Source organism: Mycobacterium sp. E3305, assembly GCF_001666785.1.
Taxonomy (GTDB): domain Bacteria; phylum Actinomycetota; class Actinomycetes; order Mycobacteriales; family Mycobacteriaceae; genus Mycobacterium.
In genome coordinates this window covers 19,596-42,744 of record NZ_LZJA01000276.1, presented here as the reverse complement: position 1 = coordinate 42,744, position 23,149 = coordinate 19,596, and the positions used below count along the sequence as shown (strand labels likewise).

Annotated in this window: 19 protein-coding genes; 14 read left to right on the top strand and 5 right to left on the bottom strand. The window is 68.0% G+C overall.

From position 1 onward, the window contains the following. Positions 1-356 precede the first annotated feature (356 nt). Positions 357-1,787: a condensation domain-containing protein gene (locus tag A5701_RS24070; RefSeq protein WP_067760260.1), complete on the top strand. Its 1,431-nt coding sequence runs from the start codon at positions 357-359 to the stop codon at positions 1,785-1,787. Here the strand turns inward: A5701_RS24070 and A5701_RS24065 are convergent. The 3 genes from A5701_RS24065 to A5701_RS24055 form a co-directional block, all read right to left on the bottom strand. Beyond that, positions 1,770-2,114, bottom strand: a complete 345-nt coding sequence (locus A5701_RS24065; RefSeq protein ID WP_067760258.1) for a hypothetical protein — start codon at positions 2,112-2,114, stop codon at positions 1,770-1,772. The genes A5701_RS24070 and A5701_RS24065 overlap by 18 nt on opposite strands. Then, positions 2,111-3,661, bottom strand: coding sequence for an MBL fold metallo-hydrolase (locus A5701_RS24060; RefSeq protein ID WP_067760284.1), 1,551 nt, complete (start codon positions 3,659-3,661; stop codon positions 2,111-2,113). The genes A5701_RS24065 and A5701_RS24060 overlap by 4 nt, the downstream gene beginning before the upstream one ends. A gap of 61 nt (positions 3,662-3,722) precedes the next feature. After that, the gene (locus A5701_RS24055; protein ID WP_067760256.1) at positions 3,723-4,466 is read right to left on the bottom strand and encodes a phosphotransferase; all 744 of its coding nucleotides are present in this window, start codon (positions 4,464-4,466) and stop codon (positions 3,723-3,725) included. Positions 4,467-4,528: 62 nt separating this feature from the next. Between A5701_RS24055 and A5701_RS24050 the strand changes: the two genes are divergently transcribed. From A5701_RS24050 to A5701_RS24035, 4 genes are read left to right on the top strand one after another with little or no spacing between them, the layout of a single operon-like run. Further along, positions 4,529-5,296 (top strand): 1-acyl-sn-glycerol-3-phosphate acyltransferase, encoded by a 768-nt coding sequence (locus A5701_RS24050; RefSeq protein WP_067760254.1) that lies wholly within the window; start codon positions 4,529-4,531, stop codon positions 5,294-5,296. A gap of 6 nt (positions 5,297-5,302) precedes the next feature. After that, positions 5,303-6,058: a 1-acyl-sn-glycerol-3-phosphate acyltransferase gene (locus tag A5701_RS24045; protein ID WP_067760251.1), complete on the top strand. Its 756-nt coding sequence runs from the start codon at positions 5,303-5,305 to the stop codon at positions 6,056-6,058. Between the two features lie 14 nt (positions 6,059-6,072). Next, on the top strand, positions 6,073-6,858 hold the full coding sequence (locus A5701_RS24040; RefSeq protein WP_067760249.1) for a 1-acyl-sn-glycerol-3-phosphate acyltransferase: 786 nt from the start codon (positions 6,073-6,075) through the stop codon (positions 6,856-6,858). Positions 6,859-6,873: 15 nt separating this feature from the next. After that, positions 6,874-7,689: a Cof-type HAD-IIB family hydrolase gene (locus tag A5701_RS24035; RefSeq protein ID WP_067760248.1), complete on the top strand. Its 816-nt coding sequence runs from the start codon at positions 6,874-6,876 to the stop codon at positions 7,687-7,689. 16 nt (positions 7,690-7,705) lie between these two features. Here the strand turns inward: A5701_RS24035 and A5701_RS24030 are convergent, their stop codons facing one another. Next, the gene (locus A5701_RS24030) at positions 7,706-9,364 is read right to left on the bottom strand and encodes an LGFP repeat-containing protein (protein WP_197499000.1); all 1,659 of its coding nucleotides are present in this window, start codon (positions 9,362-9,364) and stop codon (positions 7,706-7,708) included. A 131-nt stretch (positions 9,365-9,495) separates the two neighbouring features. After that, entirely contained in the window at positions 9,496-10,620 is a 1,125-nt protein-coding gene (locus A5701_RS24025; protein WP_197505056.1) for a PirG, read from the bottom strand. A 269-nt stretch (positions 10,621-10,889) separates the two neighbouring features. On the opposite strand from A5701_RS24025, the gene glf reads away from it, so the two are divergent. The 9 genes from glf (at position 10,890) to fadD32 (ending at position 23,141) form a co-directional block, all read left to right on the top strand. Continuing rightward, positions 10,890-12,089, top strand: coding sequence for a UDP-galactopyranose mutase (gene glf / locus A5701_RS24020; RefSeq protein ID WP_067760244.1), 1,200 nt, complete (start codon positions 10,890-10,892; stop codon positions 12,087-12,089). Continuing rightward, positions 12,086-13,981 carry a glycosyltransferase gene (locus A5701_RS24015; RefSeq protein WP_067760242.1) on the top strand — a complete coding sequence of 632 codons (1,896 nt, stop codon included), beginning with the start codon at positions 12,086-12,088 and terminating at the stop codon, positions 13,979-13,981. The genes glf and A5701_RS24015 overlap by 4 nt, the downstream gene beginning before the upstream one ends. Beyond that, a complete protein-coding gene (locus A5701_RS24010) occupies positions 13,974-14,513 on the top strand; it encodes a phosphatase PAP2 family protein (RefSeq protein ID WP_067760239.1) in 540 nt (179 codons plus the stop codon). Before A5701_RS24015 ends, A5701_RS24010 begins: the two co-directional genes overlap by 8 nt. After that, positions 14,506-15,414 carry a decaprenyl-phosphate phosphoribosyltransferase gene (locus A5701_RS24005; protein ID WP_067760237.1) on the top strand — a complete coding sequence of 303 codons (909 nt, stop codon included), beginning with the start codon at positions 14,506-14,508 and terminating at the stop codon, positions 15,412-15,414. The genes A5701_RS24010 and A5701_RS24005 overlap by 8 nt, the downstream gene beginning before the upstream one ends. Further along, positions 15,401-17,371, top strand: a complete 1,971-nt coding sequence (aftB, locus tag A5701_RS24000; RefSeq protein ID WP_304442295.1) for a terminal beta-(1->2)-arabinofuranosyltransferase — start codon at positions 15,401-15,403, stop codon at positions 17,369-17,371. Before A5701_RS24005 ends, aftB begins: the two co-directional genes overlap by 14 nt. A gap of 329 nt (positions 17,372-17,700) precedes the next feature. Beyond that, complete coding sequence (ag85A, locus tag A5701_RS23995) at positions 17,701-18,750, top strand: diacylglycerol acyltransferase/mycolyltransferase Ag85A (protein ID WP_067760233.1); 1,050 nt, start codon at positions 17,701-17,703, stop codon at positions 18,748-18,750. A gap of 157 nt (positions 18,751-18,907) precedes the next feature. Next, entirely contained in the window at positions 18,908-19,810 is a 903-nt protein-coding gene (locus A5701_RS23990; protein ID WP_067760282.1) for an esterase family protein, read from the top strand. Between the two features lie 131 nt (positions 19,811-19,941). Next, positions 19,942-20,952: a cutinase family protein gene (locus A5701_RS23985; RefSeq protein WP_067760231.1), complete on the top strand. Its 1,011-nt coding sequence runs from the start codon at positions 19,942-19,944 to the stop codon at positions 20,950-20,952. A gap of 290 nt (positions 20,953-21,242) precedes the next feature. Next, the gene (gene fadD32, locus A5701_RS23980; RefSeq protein ID WP_067760229.1) at positions 21,243-23,141 is read left to right on the top strand and encodes a long-chain-fatty-acid--AMP ligase FadD32; all 1,899 of its coding nucleotides are present in this window, start codon (positions 21,243-21,245) and stop codon (positions 23,139-23,141) included. The last annotated feature ends 8 nt before the right edge of the window (positions 23,142-23,149 follow it).

The window sequence follows — 23,149 nt, the reverse complement described above, 5'->3', positions numbered from 1 at the left end:
AGCGAATTTCGTCAGGCTGGGTTCAGACGGGTGTAACCCAAACGTCACGCGCACACGGGATGTCGCGGGGCGGACCCCGCCCAAAGCGGATATGCTGGGGGCTCCCGCAGCACCACTTGCGGCTGGAGAAATCCTGGGGGGCGGCTGGGCCTGCCGGTCCGGTGCCGTCATTGTTGGTGCCCACCAGAGGGTTTCGTGGAGCAGCGTGAAACACGCCTGGCCGCGGGATGGCTGCGGGTGCCCCGGCGGGCTCGGCTCCGCGGCGACAGCGCGGACGGCAGGTCGCCTGAGCATCGCCCGGCGGGCGCGCAGCTGCGCCCCGCCGAGCCGAACAGCGCGGAGGTGCAGGGTATTCAGTGTTCGGCATAACCACTCTTCAAGACTGGACACCGCAGGCGCGCTCCGTCATCTGTTGGCACGCCTCACCGGCGGCGAGGGCCAAAGCGGCAGCGGCGCCGCCCAGTCCGGTTCCCCCCAGCTACCAGCAAACCCAACACCTTCGGCGCTACAGCGATCACGCCGCGCGGGGCCTGGACATGTCGCGCCTGATGATCTTCACCTGGGAGGTCCCCGGCCGCTGCGACATCCGCGCGATGAACTACGCGGTCAATGCGCACATCCGCCGGCATGACACCTACCACAGCTGGTTCGACTACCGCGACGCCCAACAGATCGTTCGCCACACCATCGCCGACCCCGATGACATCGAACTCGTCCCGATCGAGCACGGGGGGCTCACGCCCACGGAGTTGCGCGAACACATATCGACCCCGCAGCCGCTGCAGTGGGATTGTTTTCTGTTCGGAGTGGTGCAAAGCGACAACCACTTCACCTTCTACGCGAGCATCGCCCACCTCTGCGTCGACCCCATGATCGTCGGCGTTCTCTTCACGGAGATCCACCTGATGTACGCCACCCTGGTCGGTGGCGGCGCGCCCGTCGAACTCCCGGAGGCCGGGCGTTACGGCGAGTACTGCGTTCGGCAGCGGGAGGAGATGGCCACGTTGACGGCCGACTCCCCCAAGGTGCGCGCGTGGACCGCCTTCGCCGCCGAAAACGGGGGGACGCTACCGCACTTTCCGCTGCGACTCGGCGACCTCTCGGTGCCCTATGCCGGCAAGCTCGTCACCGAGACGCTGATGGACGAACGGCAGACGGAACGGTTCGAGCGGGCCTGCGTGGCTGCGGATGCCCGCTTCAGCGGCGGTGTGTTCGCCTGCGCGGGCCTCACGCACCGTGAATTGACCGGTGCGGAAACGTTTTCCGCGGTAACGACTACCGATACCCGCAGGACGCCAACGGAATTGATGACGACTGGCTGGTTCACCGGCCTGGTTCCGGTCACGGTCGACATCGACGCCGGGCTTTTCGGGGACGCGGCGCACTCCGCGCAGACGTCCTTCGATTCGGGCATCGACTTGGCCACCATTCCGTTCGACCGGGTGCTGGAGTTGGCGCCCCCGGGGGCGGGTTTGGCCAGGCCGCGGCCCGGCAACTTCGTGATGTCGTTCCTGGACGCCAGCATCGCCCCGCTGTCCTCGGTCGCGAACTCCGACTTGAACTTTCGGATCTACGACGAGGGCAGGGTGTCCCATCAAGTCTCGCTGTGGGTCATCCGGCTACAACACGAGACCAAGGTGACGGTGTTGTTTCCCGACAACCCGGTCGCCCGCGAATCGGTGCGCCGGTACATCGACGCCTTGAAGTCGGCGTATGTCCGGGTGGCCGACGGCAGGCGCAGCCAGGTGTTCGCGCACTCGCCCGCGCGGCTAACCGCGCTGACTTAGCAGCTCGTCCAGGAGTGCGGTGAACTCCTCGGGTCGCGCCGGCGTGAAGGCGGGGCTGGGCTGAATGCCCGGCACGTCAAGCGTGATCAGCGTCGACTTGAACGGCCGGCTCACGTCCAGCGGGAGCCAGCGGCGCAAGTCCGAGCTGCCCCAGATCCGGAATCGATGCGTCAGCAGGCCCAACCCCTCGGCCTTGTACCCACGAACCGCGCCGAGTGCGATCACTTTCGACGTGCCGGAGGGAAAGTGGTAGCGGCGCAGGGTGATCGCCGCGCGGTCCAGCTGGACCAGGCCGTCGTCGTAACACTGGCCGTGGGTGGCGCTCATGCCCGCGAACTTCTCAGTTCGTGACCCCGCGCGGTCAGGCAGCGACCGTCGTCCAATCGCCATTGCCAGCCATGCAGGTTGCAGGTCAGCGTGTTGCCCTCGACCACACCGAATTTCGACAGGTCGGCCTTCAGGTGTGGGCAGCGGCGCTGAATTTCCCAGCCGTCCAGCGTGACCGACGAAGAATCGTCATGAGTCTCGGCGAACCAGCCGTCGGCGTAGGCGATCCGCTCGTCGGTGAGGCATTTGAAGAAGGTGTACAGGTATTCGTTATAACCGCCGACACGCCACGCCCTGAACCGGGTGGACAAGAAGATGGTGTTGACCCAATCGGGCTCCCGGTCGCGCAATACGGTGCGCACCAACTCCGGCGCTATGGCGAAACCATAGCGGATCTTCTCGTCGGGAATGCGTTCGCGCACAGTACGTTTCGGGAAGTCCAGGATGATGGTTTCCGGGCCGATCACGAGTTCGACGGGATAGCCGATGCCGTCACAGATCTCGTCGCTCTGCGACATGATCGGTTCGAACAGCGCACGCAGCTGCTCCAGCAGCGGCTCGCCCGTGGCGGGCGCCCACCGCGCCTTCTCGGCGGCCAGGGCGGGCGCCATCCGCTCGGCGTAGTCGGCGATGTAGGCCTGCTTGCCGGTGGTGAAGATCGCCTCGACCTGGTCGTCGGGCATCGGGTGGCTCAGCGAGTTCAGGGCGGTGCCGGTGAAGTCCGCGGTCGAGCCGGGGATCATCAGCAGGCCGCCGTCGTTGCCGTGGGCCCGCATCTGGTCGAGGAACACGATTTGGTCGGGGAAGATGTTGGCCGGATCGCCGTGGTCGTCGTTGAGATGGCGCAGTTCGGTGTCCAGGAAGCACGGCGGACCGGCCGACGGGATGACCCACGTGGCGCCCACCTGGGCGATGTACTGGCGGGCACGGTCCATCTGCCGCTGCCGCTTCTGCACGCCGAAGGACTCCTTGGCGCGGGCGGGCATGTCGTAGACCATCGGGTACCAGATGGCGCCGGAGTACTGCAACATGTGCACGTCGATGTGGCCGAACGCCGACGCCAACACGTCGAGATCGACCGGCCGGGCGTCGTTCATGTTGAAAGCCGTTGTGACGCCGTCGGAAACCACCAGCGCCGAGTCACCGAGCGGCCCGTCGGCCGGCGCGCGCAGCGCGATGATCATCACGTCGAGCTCGCCCTTCGGACCGCTGACGCGATGTTTGACCGAGTTGCCGGTCTCGAAGAACCGGTAGAAACCCAACTCCTGCAACGCATTTCGCAAGTCCGGGACCGGGAAGTCCGGCAGCAGCACCACCGCGTCCTTATTGACGTGCTCGGCCAGGTTCTTGGCGTCGAAGTGGTCCTTGTGCAGGTGCGACAGGTACAGGTAGTCGCAGTCACCCAACTTGTCCCAGTCCAGTTGGCTGTTGTCCGGGAAGGGGAACCAGGACGCGAAGTACGCGGGGTTGACCCACGGGTCGCACAGGATGCTGCCCGCTGGGGTCTCGATCAGAAATCCGGCGTGACCTACGCTGGTGACCTGCACAAACACCTTCCTGGGGGCCGTACTCGCCCACGGCCCGGTAACGGGTTTTCAGCCCCCGAGCTTAGCGCGAGGCGGCATCGTCGGCCTCCCACAGCCGTCGGTAGAAGTCGATGCGAGCGGCGTCGGGCTCGACGCCGTAGGCCGCGAAGAATTCTCCGTCCCACACCCGGTCGGGGAAATTCCAGCCCAACGACAGCGTCGCGACCGCGAGGTCGGCCCACCGGTCGGCCACACCGAGGTCGCCCAGGTCGACATGCCCGCGGTACCGGCCGCGCCCGTCGACCAGGGTGTTGGGCGAGCAGGCGTCGCCGTGGCACACCACCAGGCGGTCGATGGGCGGCGGGCTGCCCAGCCGTGCACGCGCGACGGGTGTCAGGGCCGCCAGCCGGCCCTCGACCGACCAGTCGAACGGGCAGGACGACACCGGTAGCCGGTCATGCAGCCTGCGCAGGCCGAGGGCGATCGCGCGCACGGCCACCTCGGGTGTGGCCCGCAGGCGCGGATGTACGGCCGAGACGCCGGGCAGTGCCCGGGTATGCAGCCAGGCGTAGCCCCCGTCGACGCCGGCGCCCAGCACCGGCGGCACCAGCACGTACCGGGCGGCCCAACGCAGGCGCTCCGCTTCACGGGCAAAGTCGGTCACGCCGGCTTCCGCGACCTTGATGAACTCGGCGCCGCCGGCGTCGGGGCCGATCCGGAAGGTCACCCCGCCGATCTCGTTGACCCACACGGCGCGAACCGCCCTGCCGCCGGCAAACCGGCGAACCACTTCGGGCGGCGGAACGGGTGCCGCGGGGAAGCTCAAGCGATGGCCTCCTTTTCGCCACCTCGGGTGACTCACAGCCAGGAGCATTAGGCTGATCAGCTGTGGAACCGGTATACGGGACTGTCATTCAACTTGCCCGCCTGGTTTGGCGCCTACAGGGCCTCAAGATCACCGTGGCGGGGGTCGAAAACCTGCCCAAAACCGGCGGTGCCGTGATCGCCATCAACCACACCGGCTACCTCGACTTCACGTTCGCGGGTCTGCCCGCCTACCAGCAGGGACTGGGACGCAAGGTGCGGTTCATGGCCAAGCAGGAGGTGTTCGACAACAAGATCACCGGCCCGATCATGCGCAGCCTGCGGCACATCTCGGTGAATCGGCAGGACGGCGCCGCCTCCTACGAGGAGGCGGTCAGGAACCTCAAGGACGGTGAGCTGGTCGGCGTCTACCCCGAAGCCACCATCAGCCGCAGCTTCGAGATCAAGGAATTCAAGTCGGGCGCCGCCCGGATGGCCGTCGAGGCCGGGGTGCCGATCGTTCCGGTGATCGTCTGGGGCGCGCAGCGCATCTGGACCAAGGGGCACCCGAAAAAGTTGATGCGGCCGAAGGTGCCCGTCACGGTGCTGGTCGGCGAGCCGATCGAACCGACGTTGGGCGTCGAGGAGCTCAAGGGGCTGTTGCACTCGCGGATGCAACACCTGCTGGAGCGGGCCCAGGAGATGTACGGGCCGCACCCGGCGGGTGAGTTCTGGGTGCCGCGGCGGTTGGGCGGCAGCGCCCCTTCGCTGGCCGAAGCCGCCCGGATGGACGCCGAGGAGGCCGCCGCTCGCGCTGCCCGCCGGGCCGGACCCACGGGAGCTCCGGAGTAGCGATCAATGGTGGAGCCCGTCTTCCGCACGCTCGAGATTCTGGCTCGGCTGGTGGTCGTCGCCACCAACACCGAGATCTCCTACGGAGGCGAGGAGCACATCCCCGACACCGGCGGCGCCGTGATCGCGATCAACCACACCAGCTATGTCGACTTCCTGCCCGCCGCGCTGGCCGTGCACCGGCGGAGACGGCGGCTCAGGTTCATGATCAAGGCCGAAATGCAGCAGGTGCGGATCGTCAACTTCCTGATCAAGCACACCCGGACTATTCCGGTGGACCGCGGCGCCGGGGCCGGCGCCTACGCCGTGGCCGTGCAACGGCTCCGCGAGGGCGAGCTGGTGGGGGTTTATCCGGAGGCCACCATCAGCCGCAGCTTCGAGCTCAAGGAATTCAAGACGGGCGCCGCGCGCATGGCCATCGAAGCCGACGTTCCCATCGTCCCGGTGATCGTCTGGGGCGCCCACCGGATCTGGACCAAAGACCACCCACGCAACCTGAGCCGCGCCAAGGTACCGATTAAAGTGCAGGCAGGCGCGCCAGTGCCGGCGGCCGAAGACATCGCGCAGACCGACGCCGCACTGCGCGAGTCGATGACCGCACTGCTGCACCGGGTCCAAGCGGACTATCCGCACGAGCCGGGGGCGTACTGGACGCCGCGCCGGCTGGGCGGTGGGGCACCGACCATGGCGGAGGCGGCCCGGATGGAGGCGGACGAGGCGGCGGCGCGGGCCGCGGGCCGAGGCGGACGGCCGTCCCGGTAGACGAAGGAGAAGACATGCCCGAGGGGTTCTACCGGTTGTGCGAGTGGGTCGTACCGCCGATGGTTGCGATGCAGGGAACCAAGTTCACCTATCGCGGGCTGGAAAACATCCCCGAGCGGGGTGGCGCGCTGCTGGCCCAGAACCACACCAGCTACCTGGACTGGTTGCCAACGCTGCTCGCGGTGCGCGAGCGCCACCGGCGGGCGTACTTCATGATCAAAGCCGAGATGGCCGACGTGAAGGCGGTCAACTATGTGATCAACCACGCCAGGCTGATCCCGGTGGACCGCACCAACGGGAACGGCGCGCTCGAGCTGGCCACGCAGCGCCTGCGGCAGGGCGAGCTCATCGGGATGCACCCCGAAGCCACGATCAGCCGCAGTTTCGAGCTGCGCGAGTTCAAGAGCGGTGCGGCCCGGATGGCGCTGGACGCCCAGGTGCCGATCGTTCCGGTGATCGTCTGGGGTGCCCATCGGATTTGGCCCAAGGACCATCCAAAGAAGGTGTGGCGCAACAAGGTTCCGATCACCGTCGCCGCAGGCCGGCCGCTGCCGCCGCACGGCACGCTCGAACAGCTCAACGCGGCGCTGCGCCAGTCGATGAATGCGTTGCTGTATCAGGTACAGGAGGAATACCCCCACCCGGAGGGTGAATTCTGGGTCCCGAGGCGGCTCGGCGGCGCCGCGCCCACCCAGGACGATTCCCGGGCGATCCGCTTGTCGGAGTTGCAGGCGCGGATGCAGAAATACGGCACGGACGGCGTGACCCGACCCGGACAGGACCAGAGCGGAGTGCATTGACCAGATGACGTCAACGTGACCCAGCCGGCGCTCATAGCCTGCGACGTCGACGGCACCCTGTTCGACGACAACGAAACCATCACCCCGCGTACCCGCGATGCCGTGCGCGCCGCCGTCGATGCCGGCGCGACGTTCGTCGTGGCGACCGGCCGGCCGCCGCGGTGGATACGCCCCGTCGTCGACGCGCTGGGCTTCGCGCCAATCGCGGTGTGCGCCAACGGCGCCGTCGTCTATGATCCCGCCACGGACCGGGTGGTCTCGACGCGGACGCTGCCCGTCGACACGCTGGCCGAGCTTGCGGAGCTGGCGACGCGCGTCATCCCGGGCGCGGGCCTGGCCGTCGAGCGAATCGGCGAACGCGCCCACGACACGGCGACCCCCCAGTTCATCAGCTCACCGGGCTACGAGCACGCGTGGCTGAACCCGGACAACACCGAGGTGTCGATCGAGGACCTGCTCAGTGCGCCCGCGATCAAGCTGCTCATCCGCCGAAGCGGGGCACGCAGCGCCGATATGGCCGCCGAGCTGGCCAAGCACGTCGGCATCGAGGGCGATATCACCTACTCCACCAACAACGGTCTCGTGGAGATCGTGCCGCTGGGCACCAGCAAGGCCACCGGCGTGGACGAGATCGCCAGGCCCCTGCAGATCGGCAGCGAGGAGGTACTGGCGTTCGGCGACATGCCCAACGACTTGCCCATGCTGCGCTGGGCGGGTCATGGCGTGGCGATGGGCAACGCCCATCCCGACGTGCTGGCCGCCGCCGACGAGGTCACCGCTGTCAACAACGACGACGGGGTGGGGCGGGTGCTCGAGCGCTGGTGGCTCTAGCGACTGCCGGGACCGGCTAGGTGGCAGACGGGTGCGCCGGTAACGAGAAGTGTTCGGGCGGCACGGTGGGGCCGCTCGGTGATTGCGTCGAGAGCGGCGTGATGATCCCCTCCGCGACCTCGGTGACGTTGCCGGTGAGCCGCTCGTAATTCAGCGTTCCGTGTTGGAAATTTTGCGTAATCTGCAGCGGCTCTTGAAGTTCGGCGCTGGTCGGCAACCCGAGCGGTCCGCGTTCGTAGCTCAGCGACGCCCAGGCGTCGTAAATCGCGCCGGTGACCGGCTGGGCGCCGGTTTCCGGCGACCAGTACATCGCGCCCCGGGCGAAGGTGACGTACCGCGCGTCACCCTCCGCGCTGTCCTCGGGGGACGTGGGCGCGCCCAGTACGCTGTTCATGCCGCCCATCGCCTGCCAGTGGTCGTAGATCGCGCCGCCCTGCAGGGCCTTGATCAGTTCCTCCGGCGGATCGTTGAAATGCGAAGCGACGTCGCGTACTTCGTCCATCAGCGCGTAGGCGGCGTTGCCCGGGCAATCGGTGTTGCCGACGTCGCGGTGCGTGAAGATCGTGGGCAGCGTCGCGACGGAACCGGCCGGGAAGGTGGTGTAGTGGCTACCCGCCGACTCCAGCGACACGGTGCCCTTGGGGTCGACGTTGTCCAGGCCCAGGCGCCAGCCCAGCAGCCGGCCCAGGGTGCGCAGCTGGATCGGCGTGGGGGGTACATCGTCGAAGTTGCCGATCATCGCCACGCCCCAGGTGTTGCGGTTGAATCCGCCGGTGTGGAAGGCCTCGACCGCTTTGGTCAGCCCCCCGGCGCTGCCCTCGAACACCTGGCCGTACTTGTCGACCAGGGCGTTGTAGGCGATGTCGCACCAGCCCAAGGTCTTGCTGTGATAGGTGTAGATGGCCTTGACGATCCCGGCCGATTCCAGCGGCGAGTAGTCGTTGCTGCCCGCCGTGTGGTGTACGACGGCGGCACGAACGCCGTTGTCGTACTGCGGACTACCGCAACGCAGCGACTCGTCGGCACCCCATTCCGCCCGGCTGATGATGGCGGGGGCCTGGCCGGGCATCAGCACGCCCGAGGGTGGCGTCCACTGGGCTTTGGCCGGTGCTTGCGGCGGGGAGATGAGGATGGCGGAGATGTTCTGCCCGAAGGGTTGTTCCCGGGACGCCGGTTTGTAGCCCAGATCGGTCTCGCGGGGGGGCGCGGGTGATGGTCCCCCGCCGACGGGTGGGGCCCCCAGGGTCGGCGGCGCATCCATCGGACGCGTGACCGCGATCTCGACGGTGGTGGTGGTGCCGACGAACACCGGGTCGGTTCCGCGCGGCCCCTCGAGCGATCCGGCTGCCGTCGCCCCGTCGGGCGCCGCCGTCTCGTACTCGGTCTGGTACCAGGGCCCCCACGAACCGTCCGGCCGCCGCGCCCGCACCCTGGTCGAGGTGCCTGCCAGGTCGCCCGTGAGCGCGACGAGAGAGAACGGGGTGTCCTGGCTGATCTGGCGAACCGTGACACCGCCGCCCAACCCGACCAGCGGCTGTTCGGTCAGCTGGGTGTCGTGGGTCGGCGGCGGACTGGCAGTGCCGCGATCGCGCGTGGTGTCGGCCACCCAGGAGACGATGACGACGGTCGCCGCGATGGCGGTGAGCAATGTCGTCGGCCCACGACTAGGAGACACCAGCCGATGTTACTTGTGTTTCTAATGTTAATGATGAGACGACACGACCTGGGCGCGACGAAACTGCGCCAAATTCGACGGCACCGCAGAAGAATCTGCGGTGCCGTCTGGTTGGAGGGTTTCCTGAAGGTCTAGACGGGTGGCAGGACCGGTGCCGCGCCGGCGGCAGCCGGCAAAGCCCCGGCAGCGCCGGCGGCAGCCGGCAGGGCGCCCGCGGCGGCACCCGGCAGGGCGCCCGCGGCACCCGGGAGGGCGCCCGCGGCACCCGGCAGCGCACCGGCAGCGGCCGGCAGCGCACCGGCAGCGGCCGGCAAGGCACCGGCGGCACCCGGGAGGGCGCCCGCGGCACCCGGCAGCGCACCGGCGGCGCCCGGAAGCGCACCGGCTGCACCCGCCCCGCCGTGCAGACCCTGCGTGATCGCCGGCATGACCAGGCCCTTGAGCAGGTCGATCGCCTGACCGGCGCCGAGCTGGTTGGCGGCCTGCATCACGTCGTTGACCAGGCCACCGCCGCCGCTGCTGGAGCTTCCGCCGCCGCCGCCGAGGCCGGTGCCACCACCAATCGGTGAACCGTTACCGAAGGACGACGGGTCGCCCAGGATCGGGTAGGTACCGTCGGCGCCCGGGTCCAGGCTGGCCGGGGCCGTGATTGGCACCTCACCGGCAGCCGTCGGGCTCGTCAGCCCGGGCGTGACCCCGGCCGGGCTGGTCAGCCCGGGGTTGGACAGCGCGGGGTTGAGCCCCGCACCCGGGGTCGCCACTCCGGCGCCCGGGGTGGTCGGCAGCGCGCCGGGCGCGGTGAGACCCGGCGTCGCGGTCGGCGCCAGGCCCGGGCTGGTCAGAGCCGGGCTGGTCAAACTGGGGCTCGTCAAACCGGGGCTGGTCAGGCCGGGGCTGGTGAGGCCGGGGCTGGTCAGGCCCGGACTGGTCAGACCAGGGCTCGTGAGCCCTGGAGTCCCGAGGCCCGGAGTGCCCAGGCCGGGGCTGGCCAGGCCCGGAGTGCTGGTCGCGCCCCCGCTCAGCGCGGGCACCGGGGGCAGGTTGATCCCGAATTGCGACAGCCCCTGCGACAAGGCGCCCATCAGCTCGCCCGGCAGGTCGGTCATTACCGCCGCCTGCTTGAAGTCGTGGTGCTCGGCCGGTTTGTTGCCCGCCGTCGATTCGTAGACAAGGAAGTATGCGCAAGGACTCGCCACTGCCAGGGCGGCGACCGCGCTCATGGCTGTCGAAAGCTTGCGTCGGCGTCGGTTCGGCACGGAAGTCTCCTCAATCTGGACAACTCAATGTTCAACTGTGTTGTGTCAGTGCGGCCTTGCCGGTTTCTAGCCGCCGACAACCACACAGAGTCGATGGTACGAGTGAGAATGCTGTGACTAGAGTGGCGATATTGAATCGTGAGGTAATTGCGACCCGGACCGTGATCGCCGGGTTCGACAGTCCCGAATCGTCGCCACACGACCGATCGCGGACTCCCTGGCCTCGCCAAATGGGTTAGGCCGACGCCGTCGGATACCCTAAGCAACCGATGACCGCTCGCTTTGACCTCCTCGTCGTCGGCTCTGGATTCTTCGGCCTGACCATTGCCGAGCGCGTGGCTACCCAACTCGGGAAGCGCGTGCTCGTCGTGGAGCGCCGCCCGCACATCGGGGGGAACGCCTATTCGGAAGCCGAGCCGCAGACCGGTATCGAGGTCCACAAATACGGCGCCCACCTGTTCCACACCTCTAATAAGAGGGTCTGGGACTACGTGCGTCAGTTCACCGACTTCACCAACTACCAACACCGCGTGTTCGCCATGCACAACGGGCAGGCCTACCAATTCCCGATGGGTCTGGGCCTGGTGTCACAGTTCTTCGGCAGGTACTTCACCCCGGACGAAGCCCGCCGCCTGATCGCCGACCAGGCCGCCGAGATCAAGACCGAGGACGCGCAGAACCTCGAGGAGAAGGCGATCTCGCTGATCGGGCGCCCGCTGTACGAGGCGTTCGTCAAGGGCTACACCGCCAAGCAGTGGCAGACCGATCCCAAGGAATTGCCGGCCGCCAACATCACCCGGCTGCCCGTGCGCTACACCTTCGACAACCGATACTTCAGCGACACCTACGAGGGGCTGCCGGCCGACGGGTACACGGCGTGGCTGCAGAACATGGCCGCCGACGACCGCATCGAGGTCCGGCTGGACATCGACTGGTTCGACGTCCGCGACAAGTTGCGCGCGGACAGTCCCGATGCACCGGTCGTCTACACCGGCCCGCTGGACCGCTACTTCGACTACGCCGAAGGCCGGTTGGGCTGGCGCACCTTGGATTTCGAGCTCGAGGTGCTGACCGAGTGCGGCGACTTCCAAGGCACGCCGGTGATGAACTACAACGATCTCGAGATCCCCTACACCCGCATTCACGAGTTCCGCCACTTCCACCCCGAGCGTGACTATCCGACCGACAAGACGGTCATCATGCGGGAGTTCTCGAGGTTCGCCGAAGACGACGACGAGCCCTACTATCCGATCAACACCGAGGCCGACCGTGCGCTGCTGGCCGCCTACCGGGCGCGGGCGAAGGCCGAGACCGCGTCATCGAAGGTGCTGTTCGGTGGCCGGCTGGGGACCTACCAATACCTGGACATGCACATGGCGATCGCCAGCGCGCTCAACATGTACGACAACGTCCTCGCGCCACACCTGCGCGACGGCACAGCACTAGTGGAGGAAGGCGCGGGGGGATGACCGCTGTAAGCCTGCTTTCCAGAATCATCCTGCCGCGTCCGGGTGAGCCCCTCGACGTGCGCAAGCTGTATCTGGAGGAATCGACCACCAACGCGCGGCGTGCCCACGCGACCAGCCGAACCTCGCTCGAGATCGGCAAAGAGTCCGAAGTGTCGTTCGCCACGTACTTCAACGCGTTCCCGGCCAGTTACTGGCGCCGCTGGTCGATCTGCACGTCGGTGGTGTTGCGAGTCGAGCTCACCGGAACCGGGCGCGTCGACCTGTACCGCACCAAGGCCACCGGGGTACGAATCTCCGTGGAGGGCCGCCAATTCGTCGGCACCGACGATCAACCGGCCGTCGTCGAGATCGAGGTGCCGCTCAAGCCGTTCGAGGACGGCGGCTGGATCTGGTTCGACATCACCACCGACACCGCGGTGAACCTGGTGAGCGGTGGCTGGTATGCGACCGAGCCCGCGCCGGGCACGGCCAACGTCGCCGTCGGCATCCCGACGTTCAACCGGCCCGCCGACTGCGTCAACGCGCTGGCCGACCTGACCGCAGATCCGTTGGTGGACGCGGTGATCGGGGCGGTGATCGTCCCCGACCAGGGCACCCGAAAGGTGCGCGACCACCCGGACTTCCCCGCCGCGGCCGCGGGGCTGGGCAATCGGCTGTCCATCCACAACCAGCCCAACCTCGGCGGCTCGGGCGGTTACAGCCGGGTGATGTACGAGGCGCTGAAAAACACGGACTGCCAACAGATTCTGTTCATGGACGACGACATCCGCATCGAGCCCGACTCGATCCTGCGGGTGTTGGCCCTGCACCGCTTCGCCAAGACGCCGATGCTGATCGGCGGTCAGATGCTCAACCTGCAGGAGCCCTCGCACCTGCACATCATGGGCGAGGTCGTCAACCAGTCGAACTTCATGTGGACCGCCGCCCCGCACGCCGAGTACGACCACGACTTCGCCGAATATCCGTTGAACGACAAGAATGTTCGAAGCGCCCTGCTGCACCGGCGCATCGACGTCGACTTCAACGGCTGGTGGACGTGCATGATCCCCCGGCAGGTCGCCGAGGAACTGGGCCAGCCGCTACCGCTGTTCATCAAATGGGACGACGCCGAATACGGTCTGCGCGCCGGCGAGCACGGGTACCCGACCGTCACCTTGCCCGGCGCGGCGATCTGGCACATGGCCTGGAGTGACAAGGACGACGCCATCGACTGGCAGGCCTACTACCACCTGCGCAATCGCCTGGTGGTCGCCGCGATGCACTGGGACGGCGACATCACCGGACTGGTCCGCAGCCACCTGAAGGCAACGCTGAAACACCTTGCCTGCCTTGAATATTCGACGGTAGCGATCCAGAACCGGGCCATCGACGACTTCCTCGCGGGCCCGGAGCACATCTTCTCGATCCTGGAATCCGCCCTGCCCGAGGTGCATCGGTTGCGCAAGGAGTACCCGGACGCGGTGGTGCTGCCGGCCGCGAGCCAACTCCCGGCGCCGTCGCACAAGACCAAGGCGATGAAGCCGCCAGTGAACCCGCTGTCGATCGGTTACCGGCTGGCCCGCGGCATCCTGCACAACGCGACCAAGGCCGACCCCGAGGCCCACCGGCGCCCCGAATTCAACGTGCCGACCCAGGACGCCCGCTGGTTCCGGCTGTGCACGGTCGACGGCGTCACCGTGACGACGGCCGACGGGTGCGGCGTGGTCTACCGGCAACGCGACCGGCGCAAGATGTTCCAACTGCTGTTCGCCTCGCTGCGCCGGCAGCGCCTCCTGGCGAGCCGCTTCGACGAGATGCGCAAAACGTACCGGGACGCGCTGCCGGTGCTGTCCAGCAAGCAGAAATGGGAGATGGCGCTGCTGCCCGCGCACGCCGAGCGAGAGCATGGCTGAATCGGCCACCCCGCGCGGCGAGGTCGCCGCTCTGGTGGCCGTGCAAGCCGCGCTCGCCGACCGCCCCGGTGCGTTGACGACGGCGCGCGGCCTGTCCCATTTCGGCGAGCACAGCCTCGGCTGGCTGGCCGTGGCGGCGGTCGGCGCGCTGCTGGCGCCGAGGCGGCGTCGGGACTGGCTGGTCGCCGGCGCGGGCGCGTTCGCCGCGCACGCCGCCGCCGTGCTGGTCAAGCGGGTGGTGCGGCGCCAGCGGCCGCACGATCCGGCCGTCGTCGTGAACGTCGGCACCCCCAGCCGGCTGAGTTTCCCCTCGGCCCACGCCACCTCGACCACGGCCGCGGCCATCCTGATGGGCCGGATCACCGGCCTGCCGCTGCCCGCCCTCCTGGTTCCCCCGATGGCAGTGTCGCGGATGCTGCTCGGGGTGCACTATCCCAGCGACGTGGCCTGCGGCATCGTCCTCGGCGCCACTGTCGCGCGAATCACCGTTCGGCTAGAGGGCCGGGCGCGGAAGGTCTGGGCGAATGAGTGAGGACGTGGTGACCGGGCCCCCGGGCAACGTGGTGGTCGGGGTCGTCAAGGCGATCCGCCCGCGGCAGTGGGTGAAGAACGTCCTGGTGCTGGCGGCACCGGTGGCCGCGTTGGGCGGCCCGGTGCACTACAACTACGCCGACGTGCTGACCAAGGTCTCGGTGGCGTTCGTGGTGTTCTGCCTGGCGGCCTCGTCGATCTATCTGGTCAACGACGTGCGCGACGTCGACGCCGACCGCGAGCACCCCACCAAGAGATTCCGCCCGATCGCCGCGGGTGTGGTGCCCGAGTGGCTGGCGTACACCCTGGCGCTGGTTCTCGGGGCGGGCTCGCTGGGGCTCGCGTGGTGGCTGACGCCGGACCTGGCGGTCGTGATGGCCGTCTACCTCGGCATGCAGCTTGCCTATTGTTTCGGTCTGAAACACCAAGCGGTGATGGACATCTGCATCGTGTCGTCGGCGTACCTGCTGCGCGCCATAGCCGGTGGCGCCGCCACCGGCATCCCGCTGTCGCAATGGTTCTTGCTGACCGCGGCGTTCGCGTCGCTGTTCATGGTGGCGGGCAAGCGGTACGCCGAGCTGCAGGTCGCCGAGCGCACCGGCGCCGCGATCCGCAAGTCCCTGGAGAGCTACACCAGCACCTATCTGCGGTTCGTCTGGACGATGTCGGCCACCGCCGTGGTGCTCTGCTACGGGTTGTGGGCGTTCGAGCGCGACCGCCACTCGGGATCGTGGTTCGCGGTGTCCATGGTGCCGTTCACCATCGCGATCCTGCGCTACGCCGTCGACGTCGACGGCGGGCTGGCCGGCGAGCCCGAAGACATCGCGCTGCGCGACCGGGTGTTGCAGCTGCTTTTCCTCGCGTGGATCGCGACGCTTGGAGCCGCCGTTGCCTTCGGTTAGCCCCGAACTGCAGGCCCTCAAAGCGCGCATGATGCGCAGCCGGCCGGCCATCAGGCGGTTGGGCTGGCCGGTGTTCCCTTACACGACCCTGGTGCGGGTCACCCTGTGGATCAGCGTGACGGTGGTCTCCGTCCTGTTCGCCTGGGGTGCTTGGCAGCGGCGCTGGATCGCCGACGACGGGCTCATCGTGTTGCGCACGGTGCGCAACCTGCTCGCCGGCAACGGGCCGGTCTTCAACCAGGGTGAGCGGGTGGAGGCCAACACCTCCACGGCCTGGACCTACCTGATGTACGCCGGCAGTTGGGTGGGCGGGCCGATGCGGATGGAATACGTGGCGCTCGCGCTGGCCCTGACGCTCTCGGTGCTGGGCGTCGCCCTGCTCATGCTGGGAGCCGCCCGGTTGTACGCACCCAGCCTGCGCGGCCGCAGGGCCGTCATGCTGCCCGCCGGCGCGTTGGTCTACGTCGCGCTTCCGCCCGCACGTGACTTCGCCACCTCCGGTCTGGAGAGCGGGCTGACGCTGGCTTACCTCGGGCTGCTGTGGTGGATGATGGTCTGCTGGGGCCAGCCGGTGCGGAACCGCCCGGATCACAAACTCTTCATCGGTGCGCTGGCGTTCGTGGCCGGTTTCAGCGTCTTGGTCCGGCCCGACCTGGCCCTGATGGGCGGGTTGGCCCTGATCATGATGCTGATCGCGGCGCGGACCTGGGGGCGCCGGGTGCTGATCGTGCTGGCCGGTGGGCTGCTGCCCGTCGGCTACGAGATCTTCCGGATGGGCTACTACGGCCTGCTGGTGCCCGGGACCGCGCTGGCCAAGGACGCGGCGGGCGACAAGTGGTCCCAGGGCATGATCTACCTGTCGAACTTCGACGCGCCCTACGCGGTGTGGGTGCCGGTGGTGCTCCTCGTGCCGCTGGGGCTGCTGCTTCTCGCGGCGCGCCGCCGGCCGTCGTTTTTGCGGCCCGCCTTCGCCCCGAACTACGGGCGGGTGGCCAGGGCGGTTCAAAGCCCGCCCGCCGTCGTGGCTTTCGTTGTGGTGAGCGGCCTGCTGCAAGCGCTCTACTGGATCCGGCAGGGCGGCGACTTCATGCACGGGCGGGTGCTGTTGGCGCCGTTGTTCTGCTTGCTGGCCCCGGTCGCCGTGATCCCGCTGGCCATTCCGGATGGACAGGACTATTCGCGGGAGACGGGCTACTGGGTGGCCGGCGCGGCCGGCGCGCTCTGGCTGGGTGTGGCCGGTTGGTCGCTGTGGGCGGCGAATTCGCCGGGGATGGGCGACGACGCCACCCACGTCAGCTACTCCGGAATCGTCGACGAGCGGCGCTTCTACGCGCAGGCCACCGGGCACGCGCATCCGCTCACCGCCGCCGACTACCTGGGGTATCCCAGGATGGCGGCCATCCTGACGGCGCTCGACAACACTCCCGACGGGGCGTTACTGCTGCCGTCGGGAAATTACATCCAGTGGGACCTCGTGCCGATGGCGCAACCGGGGCCCGACAAGCAACCCCAAAAACCGCAGCACGCAGTGTTTTTCACCAACCTCGGCATGGTCGGCATGAATGTCGGGCTCGATGTCAGGGTGATCGACCAGATCGGACTGGCGAATCCGCTTGCGCAACACACGGAACGGTTGCAGCACGGCCGCATCGGGCACGACAAGAACCTCTTCCCGGACTGGGTGATCGCCGACGGTCCGTGGGTGAAGTTGTATCCCGGCATTCCGGGTTATCTGGACCAGCAGTGGGTCGCCGAGGCGGTGACCGCCCTCAAATGTCCCGAGACCGAGGCGGTGCTGAGTTCGGTGCGCGCCCCGATGACCCCGCACAGGTTCCTGTCGAACCTGCTGCATTCCTATGAATTCACCAAATACCGGATAGACCGTGTGCCGCGCTACGAGCTGGCCAGATGCGGGCTGCCGGTGCCCGAAGAGGCCCCGCCGCCACCTCGCGAGTAAGCCCAGGGCAGAAGAATTTTCGACCAATCTCAAAATTGTCTTCAAGCCGGCCCCGTGAAAAATTGCCAGCAACATCACATTTGGGCCGTTACCAGCTGGCAATAAGGCTCAAGCACATGCGAAAACCCGGATTCCGGGGCGGGCGTTTCGCCTGGAAAGCGCCGGGTAAAGCGGGCCCAGTGAGGCTTTCGGTGGCCGCCTCGATGCGACCGGGCGCCGGAAGGTGTGGTTGACTACACGAGCACTGCTGCGCGGAGATCGTATGCAGTACGACCCAAAACATGACGCGCCCGGTTGACGGGCGCGCCGAGAAGGATGAGGAAGCAAGGATGACGCTTGTCGACAGGTTTCGCGGCGCCGTGGCAGGTATGCCGCGGCGGCTCGTGGTGGCGGCCGCTGGCGCGGCGCTGCTCTCGGGCCTGATTGGCGCCGTGGGGGGCTCGGCGACCGCTGGTGCCTTCTCGCGCCCCGGTCTGCCGGTGGAATACCTGCAGGTTCCTTCCGCGGGGATGGGCCGCGATATCAAGGTTCAGTTCCAAAGCGGTGGGGCCAACTCGCCCGCGCTGTACCTGCTCGACGGTATGCGCGCGCAGGACGACTTCAACGGCTGGGACATCAACACCCCGGCGTTCGAGTGGTACAACCAGTCCGGAATCTCGGTCGTCATGCCCGTCGGTGGCCAGTCCAGCTTCTACTCCGACTGGTACAAGCCCGCCTGCGGCAAGGCCGGCTGCACCACCTACAAGTGGGAGACCTTCCTGACCAGCGAGCTGCCCGCGTACCTGTCGGCGCAGAAGCAGGTCAGGTCGACCAACAACGCCGCCGTCGGTCTGTCGATGGCCGGGTCGTCGGCGCTGATCCTCGCCGCCTACCACCCGAACCAGTTCACCTACGCCGGCTCGCTGTCCGCGCTCCTGGACCCGTCGCAGGGCATGGGCCCGTCGCTGATCGGCCTGGCCATGGGTGACGCCGGTGGTTACAAGGCAGCCGACATGTGGGGTCCCAAGGAGGACCCGGCCTGGGCCCGCAACGACCCGTCGCTTCAGGTCGGCAAGCTGGTCGCCAACAACACCCGCATCTGGGTGTACTGCGGTAACGGCAAGCCGTCGGACCTCGGTGGCGACAACCTGCCCGCCAAGTTCCTCGAGGGCTTCGTGCGGACTTCCAACCTGAAGTTCCAGGACGCGTACAAAGCCGCCGGCGGCAACAACGCGGTGTGGAACTTCGACGCCAACGGCACCCACGACTGGCCCTACTGGGGCGCGCAGCTGCAGGCGATGAAGCCTGACCTGCAGTCGGCGCTGGGCGCCACCCCGGGCGCCGGGCCGGCCACGGCCGCCGCGGCTGCCGGGAACGGCACGAACGGCCAGGGCACCTAAGCCCACGAACAACGCGACTAACGGCGGAAACCCTTCGGGGTTTCCGCCGTTAGTTGGTTTGGTGTGTGATTTGTTTCACTACCCCGTGGGCGGGGGAACTACGGCGCTGGCTAATGTGCTCGTCAGCGACTAGACGATGGAGGGTGACATGAGGGTCGTGCGGGGTGCGTCAGCGCTTCTTCGGGTGTTCTCCGTAGCCGCGCTGGCGATCGGGCTGATCGGTGTGACCGTGGCGGGCGGACCGGCCGGCAAGGCGAGGGCGGCCGGTTACGAGAGCCTGATGGTGCCGTCGGCGGCGATGGGCCGCGACATCCCGGTGGCCTTCCTGGCCGGCGGACCGCACGCGGTGTATCTGCTGGACGCGTTCAACGCGGCCCCCGACGTGAGCAACTGGGTCACCGCGGGCAACGCGATGAACACGCTTGGCGGCAAGGGCATCTCGGTGGTGGCGCCCGCGGGCGGGGCCTGGAGCATGTACACGAACTGGGAGCAGGACGGCAGCAAGCAGTGGGACACCTTCCTGTCCAGCGAGCTGCCCAACTGGCTGGCCGCCAACAAAGGCCTGGCGCCGGGCGGCCACGCGGCCGTCGGCGCCTCGCAGGGCGGCTACGGCGCGATGGCGCTCGCCGCCTTCCACCCCGACCGCTTCGGCTTCGCCGGTTCGCTGTCCGGGTTCCTGTACCCGTCGAGCACCAACTACAACGGCGCGATCCTGGCCGGCCTGCAACAGTTCGGCGGTGTGGACGGTAACGGGATGTGGGGGGCCCCGCAGCTGGGCCGGTGGAAGTGGCACGACCCATACGTCCACGCGTCGCTGCTGGCGCAGAACAACACCCGCGTGTGGGTCTACAGCCCGACGAACATGGGTGGCGACGACGCCGCCATGATCGGCCAGGCGGGGGCGGCCATGGGCAGCTCCCGCGAGTTCTACCAGCAGTACCGCAGCAACGGCGGGCACAACGGTCACTTCGACTTCCCGGGCGGCGGCGACAACGGCTGGGGCTCCTGGTCGGGGCAGCTGGGCGCGATGTCGGGCGACATCGTCGGCGCGATTCGCTAAGCGGGTCGGCGCCGGGAGACGCGGGTCGCCGCCCGGCTGAGGTGGTCCTGCGAGCCGGTACCGTGTAGGGGGTGCAGCAGGGGTCGGGAGGACCGCTTGGCTGCGATCCACCGACCTGCTAGCGGGAGACCATGGCCACCAACGCGCGGCGTAAGCGCCACCGAGCCCTCGCCTGGACCGCCGCCTTGGCGATGGCAGGGGTGGTGTTGTTGGTCATCGTGCTAGTGGTCGTCATGCTGCGAGGCCGCGAATCCCCGCCCAGCGCGGTGCCACCGGGCGTCTTGCCGTCGCCGTCCACGACCACCCACCCGCACAAACCCCGGCCCGCTTCGCAAGATGCGTCGTGCCCCGACGTCCAGCTGGTCAACGTCCCCGGCACCTGGGAGTCCGCGCCGCAGGACGATCCGCTCAACCCGATGCAATTCCCCAACGCGCTGCTGCACAGGGTGACCACGGCGATCACCCAGCAGTTCCCCGCGTCCCGGGTGCAGGAGTACACCACCCCTTACACCGCGCAGTTCCACAACCCGCTCAGCGGCGACACTCAGATGTCGTACAACGAAAGCCGCGCCGAGGGCACCCGCGCCACGGTCCAGGCGATGACGGACATGAACGCGAAGTGCCCGCTGACCAGTTACGTGCTGATGGGCTTCTCGCAGGGCGCGGTGATCGCCGGTGACATCGCCAGCGACATCGGCAACGGCCGCGGACCCGTCGACGACGACCTGGTGCTCGGTGTGACGTTGATCGCTGACGGTCGCCGCCAGCCCGGCGTGGGCAACGACATCGGGCCCAACCCGCCCGGGCAGGGCGCCGAGGTCACGCTGCACGAAGTGCCCGTGCTCTCCGGGCTGGGCTTGACGATGACCGGCGCGCGGCCCGGCGGGTTCGGCGCGCTCAACGACAAGACCAACGAAATCTGCGCTCCGGGTGACCTCATCTGCGCCGCGCCGGACGAGGCGTTCAGCGTGGCCAACCTGCCCAATACCCTTAACACCCTGGCCGGCGGTGCCGGGCAGCCCATCCACGCGTTGTACGCGACCACGCAGTTCTGGAACCTGGACGGGCAGCCGGCCACCGATTGGACGTTGAACTGGGTTCAAGGACTGATCGCCAACGCGCCGCACCCCAAACATGGATGACCCGGCCGCGGGACACAGCCATCAGGAGCCCGTTGCCGGTGCAGATCAGCGGTACCTTGTGATTTGGTGTGCTGCGGCCCGCCCCTTAACATTAAGAGGAATTTAAGAGCTATAACACTTTGTTGCGGACCCGATCCTGGTGGAAGCCGGCCTGGGATGAACAGGGGGCCGGCGCCCGCGGCGCCGCGCGAGGACTGGCCCGCGTAGAAATGGAAGCCGTCGGCCTGGCCGACCGAAGGACAGCTAGCCGGCGTACCGCCGGCCTGAAACAGGTGTGACAGGAGAGCGGAATGCCGTACCACAACCCGTTCATCGTGAATGGAAAGATCAGGTTCCCGGACAACACCAACCTGGTCAAGCACGTTGAGAAGTGGGCGAGGGTGCGCGGCGACAAGCTGGCCTACCGTTTCATCGACTACTCCACCGAGCGCGACGGGGTGTATCGCGACATCGTCTGGAGCGACTTCAGCGCCCGCAACCGGGCGGTGGGCGCCCGGCTGCAGCAGGTCACCCAGCCCGGTGACCGCATCGCCATCCTGTGCCCCCAGAACCTGGACTACCTCATCGCCTTCTTCGGCGCGCTGTACGCCGGCCGGATCGCGGTGCCGCTGTTCGACCCGGGCGAGCCGGGCCACGTGGGCCGGCTGCACGCCGTGCTCGACGACTGCACGCCGTCGACCATCCTGACCACCACCGAGGCCGCGGAAGGCGTCCGCAAATTCATCCGCGCACGCGCCGCCAAGGAACGGCCCCGCGTGATCGCCGTCGACGCGGTGCCCAACGAGGTCGCGTCCACCTGGGTCGAGCCCGAGGCCGACGAGAACACGATCGCCTACCTGCAGTACACCTCCGGCTCCACCCGTACCCCGACCGGCGTGCAGATCACGCACCTGAACCTGCCCACCAACGTGCTGCAGGTGCTCAACGGCCTCGAAGGCAAGGAAGGGGACCGCGGCCTGTCCTGGCTGCCCTTCTTCCACGACATGGGCCTGATCACTGCGCTGCTGTCGCCGGTGCTCGGTTACAACTTCACGTTCATGACCCCGGCCGCGTTCGTGCGCCGGCCCGGCCGGTGGATCCGGGAGATGGCCCGCAAGCCCGAAGACGCCCCGGACAGCGAGGTCATCACCGTCGCGCCGAACTTCGCGTTCGAGCACGCCGCGGTGCGCGGCGTGCCCAAGGACGGCGAGCCGCCTCTGGACCTGAGCAACGTCAAGGCGATCCTCAACGGCAGCGAGCCGGTGTCCCCGGCGTCGATGCGCAAGTTCTACGACGCGTTCAAGCCTTATGGCCTGCGCGAGACCGCGATCAAGCCTTCCTACGGTCTGGCCGAGGCCACGCTGTTCGTGTCCACCACGCCCATGGACGAGGCGCCCACGGTCATCCACGTCGACCGCGACGAGCTGAACAAGCAGCGCTTCGTCGAGGTGGCCGCCGATTCGCCCAAGGCCGTCGCACAGGTTTCCGCCGGCATCATCGGCGTCGACGAGTGGGCCGTCATCGTCGATCCCGACACCGCCAGTGAGCTGCCCGACGGGCAGATCGGCGAGATCTGGTTGCACGGTAACAACATGGGCACCGGCTACTGGGGCAGGGAAGACGAGACCACCGAGACCTTCCGCAACATCCTCAAGTCGCGCATCAGCCAGTCGCACGCCGAGGGCGCCCCGGACGACGGCATGTGGGTGCGCACCGGCGATTACGGCACCTACCACAAGGGCCACCTCTATATCGCGGGCCGGATCAAGGACCTCGTCATCATCGACGGCCGCAACCACTACCCGCAGGACCTCGAGTACTCGGCCCAGGAGGCCAGCCGCGCCCTGCGCACCGGCTACGTGGCCGCGTTCTCCGTGCCGGCCAACCAGCTGCCGCAGGTGGTGTTCGACAACCCGCACACCGGGCTCAAGCACGACCCCGACGACAGCTCCGAGCAGCTGGTGATCGTGGCCGAGCGCGCCCCCGGCACTCACAAGCTGGACTACCAGCCGATCGCGGACGAAATCCGGGCGGCCATCGCCGTCCGCCACGGGGTCACCATCCGCGACCTGCTGCTGGTGCAGGCGGGAACGATCCCGCGTACCTCGAGCGGCAAGATCGGGCGCCGCGCGTGCCGCGCCGCCTACCTCGACGGCAGCCTGCGTAGCGGCGTCGGATCGCCGACGGCCTTCGCCGGGGCTAACGACTGAATTCAGGA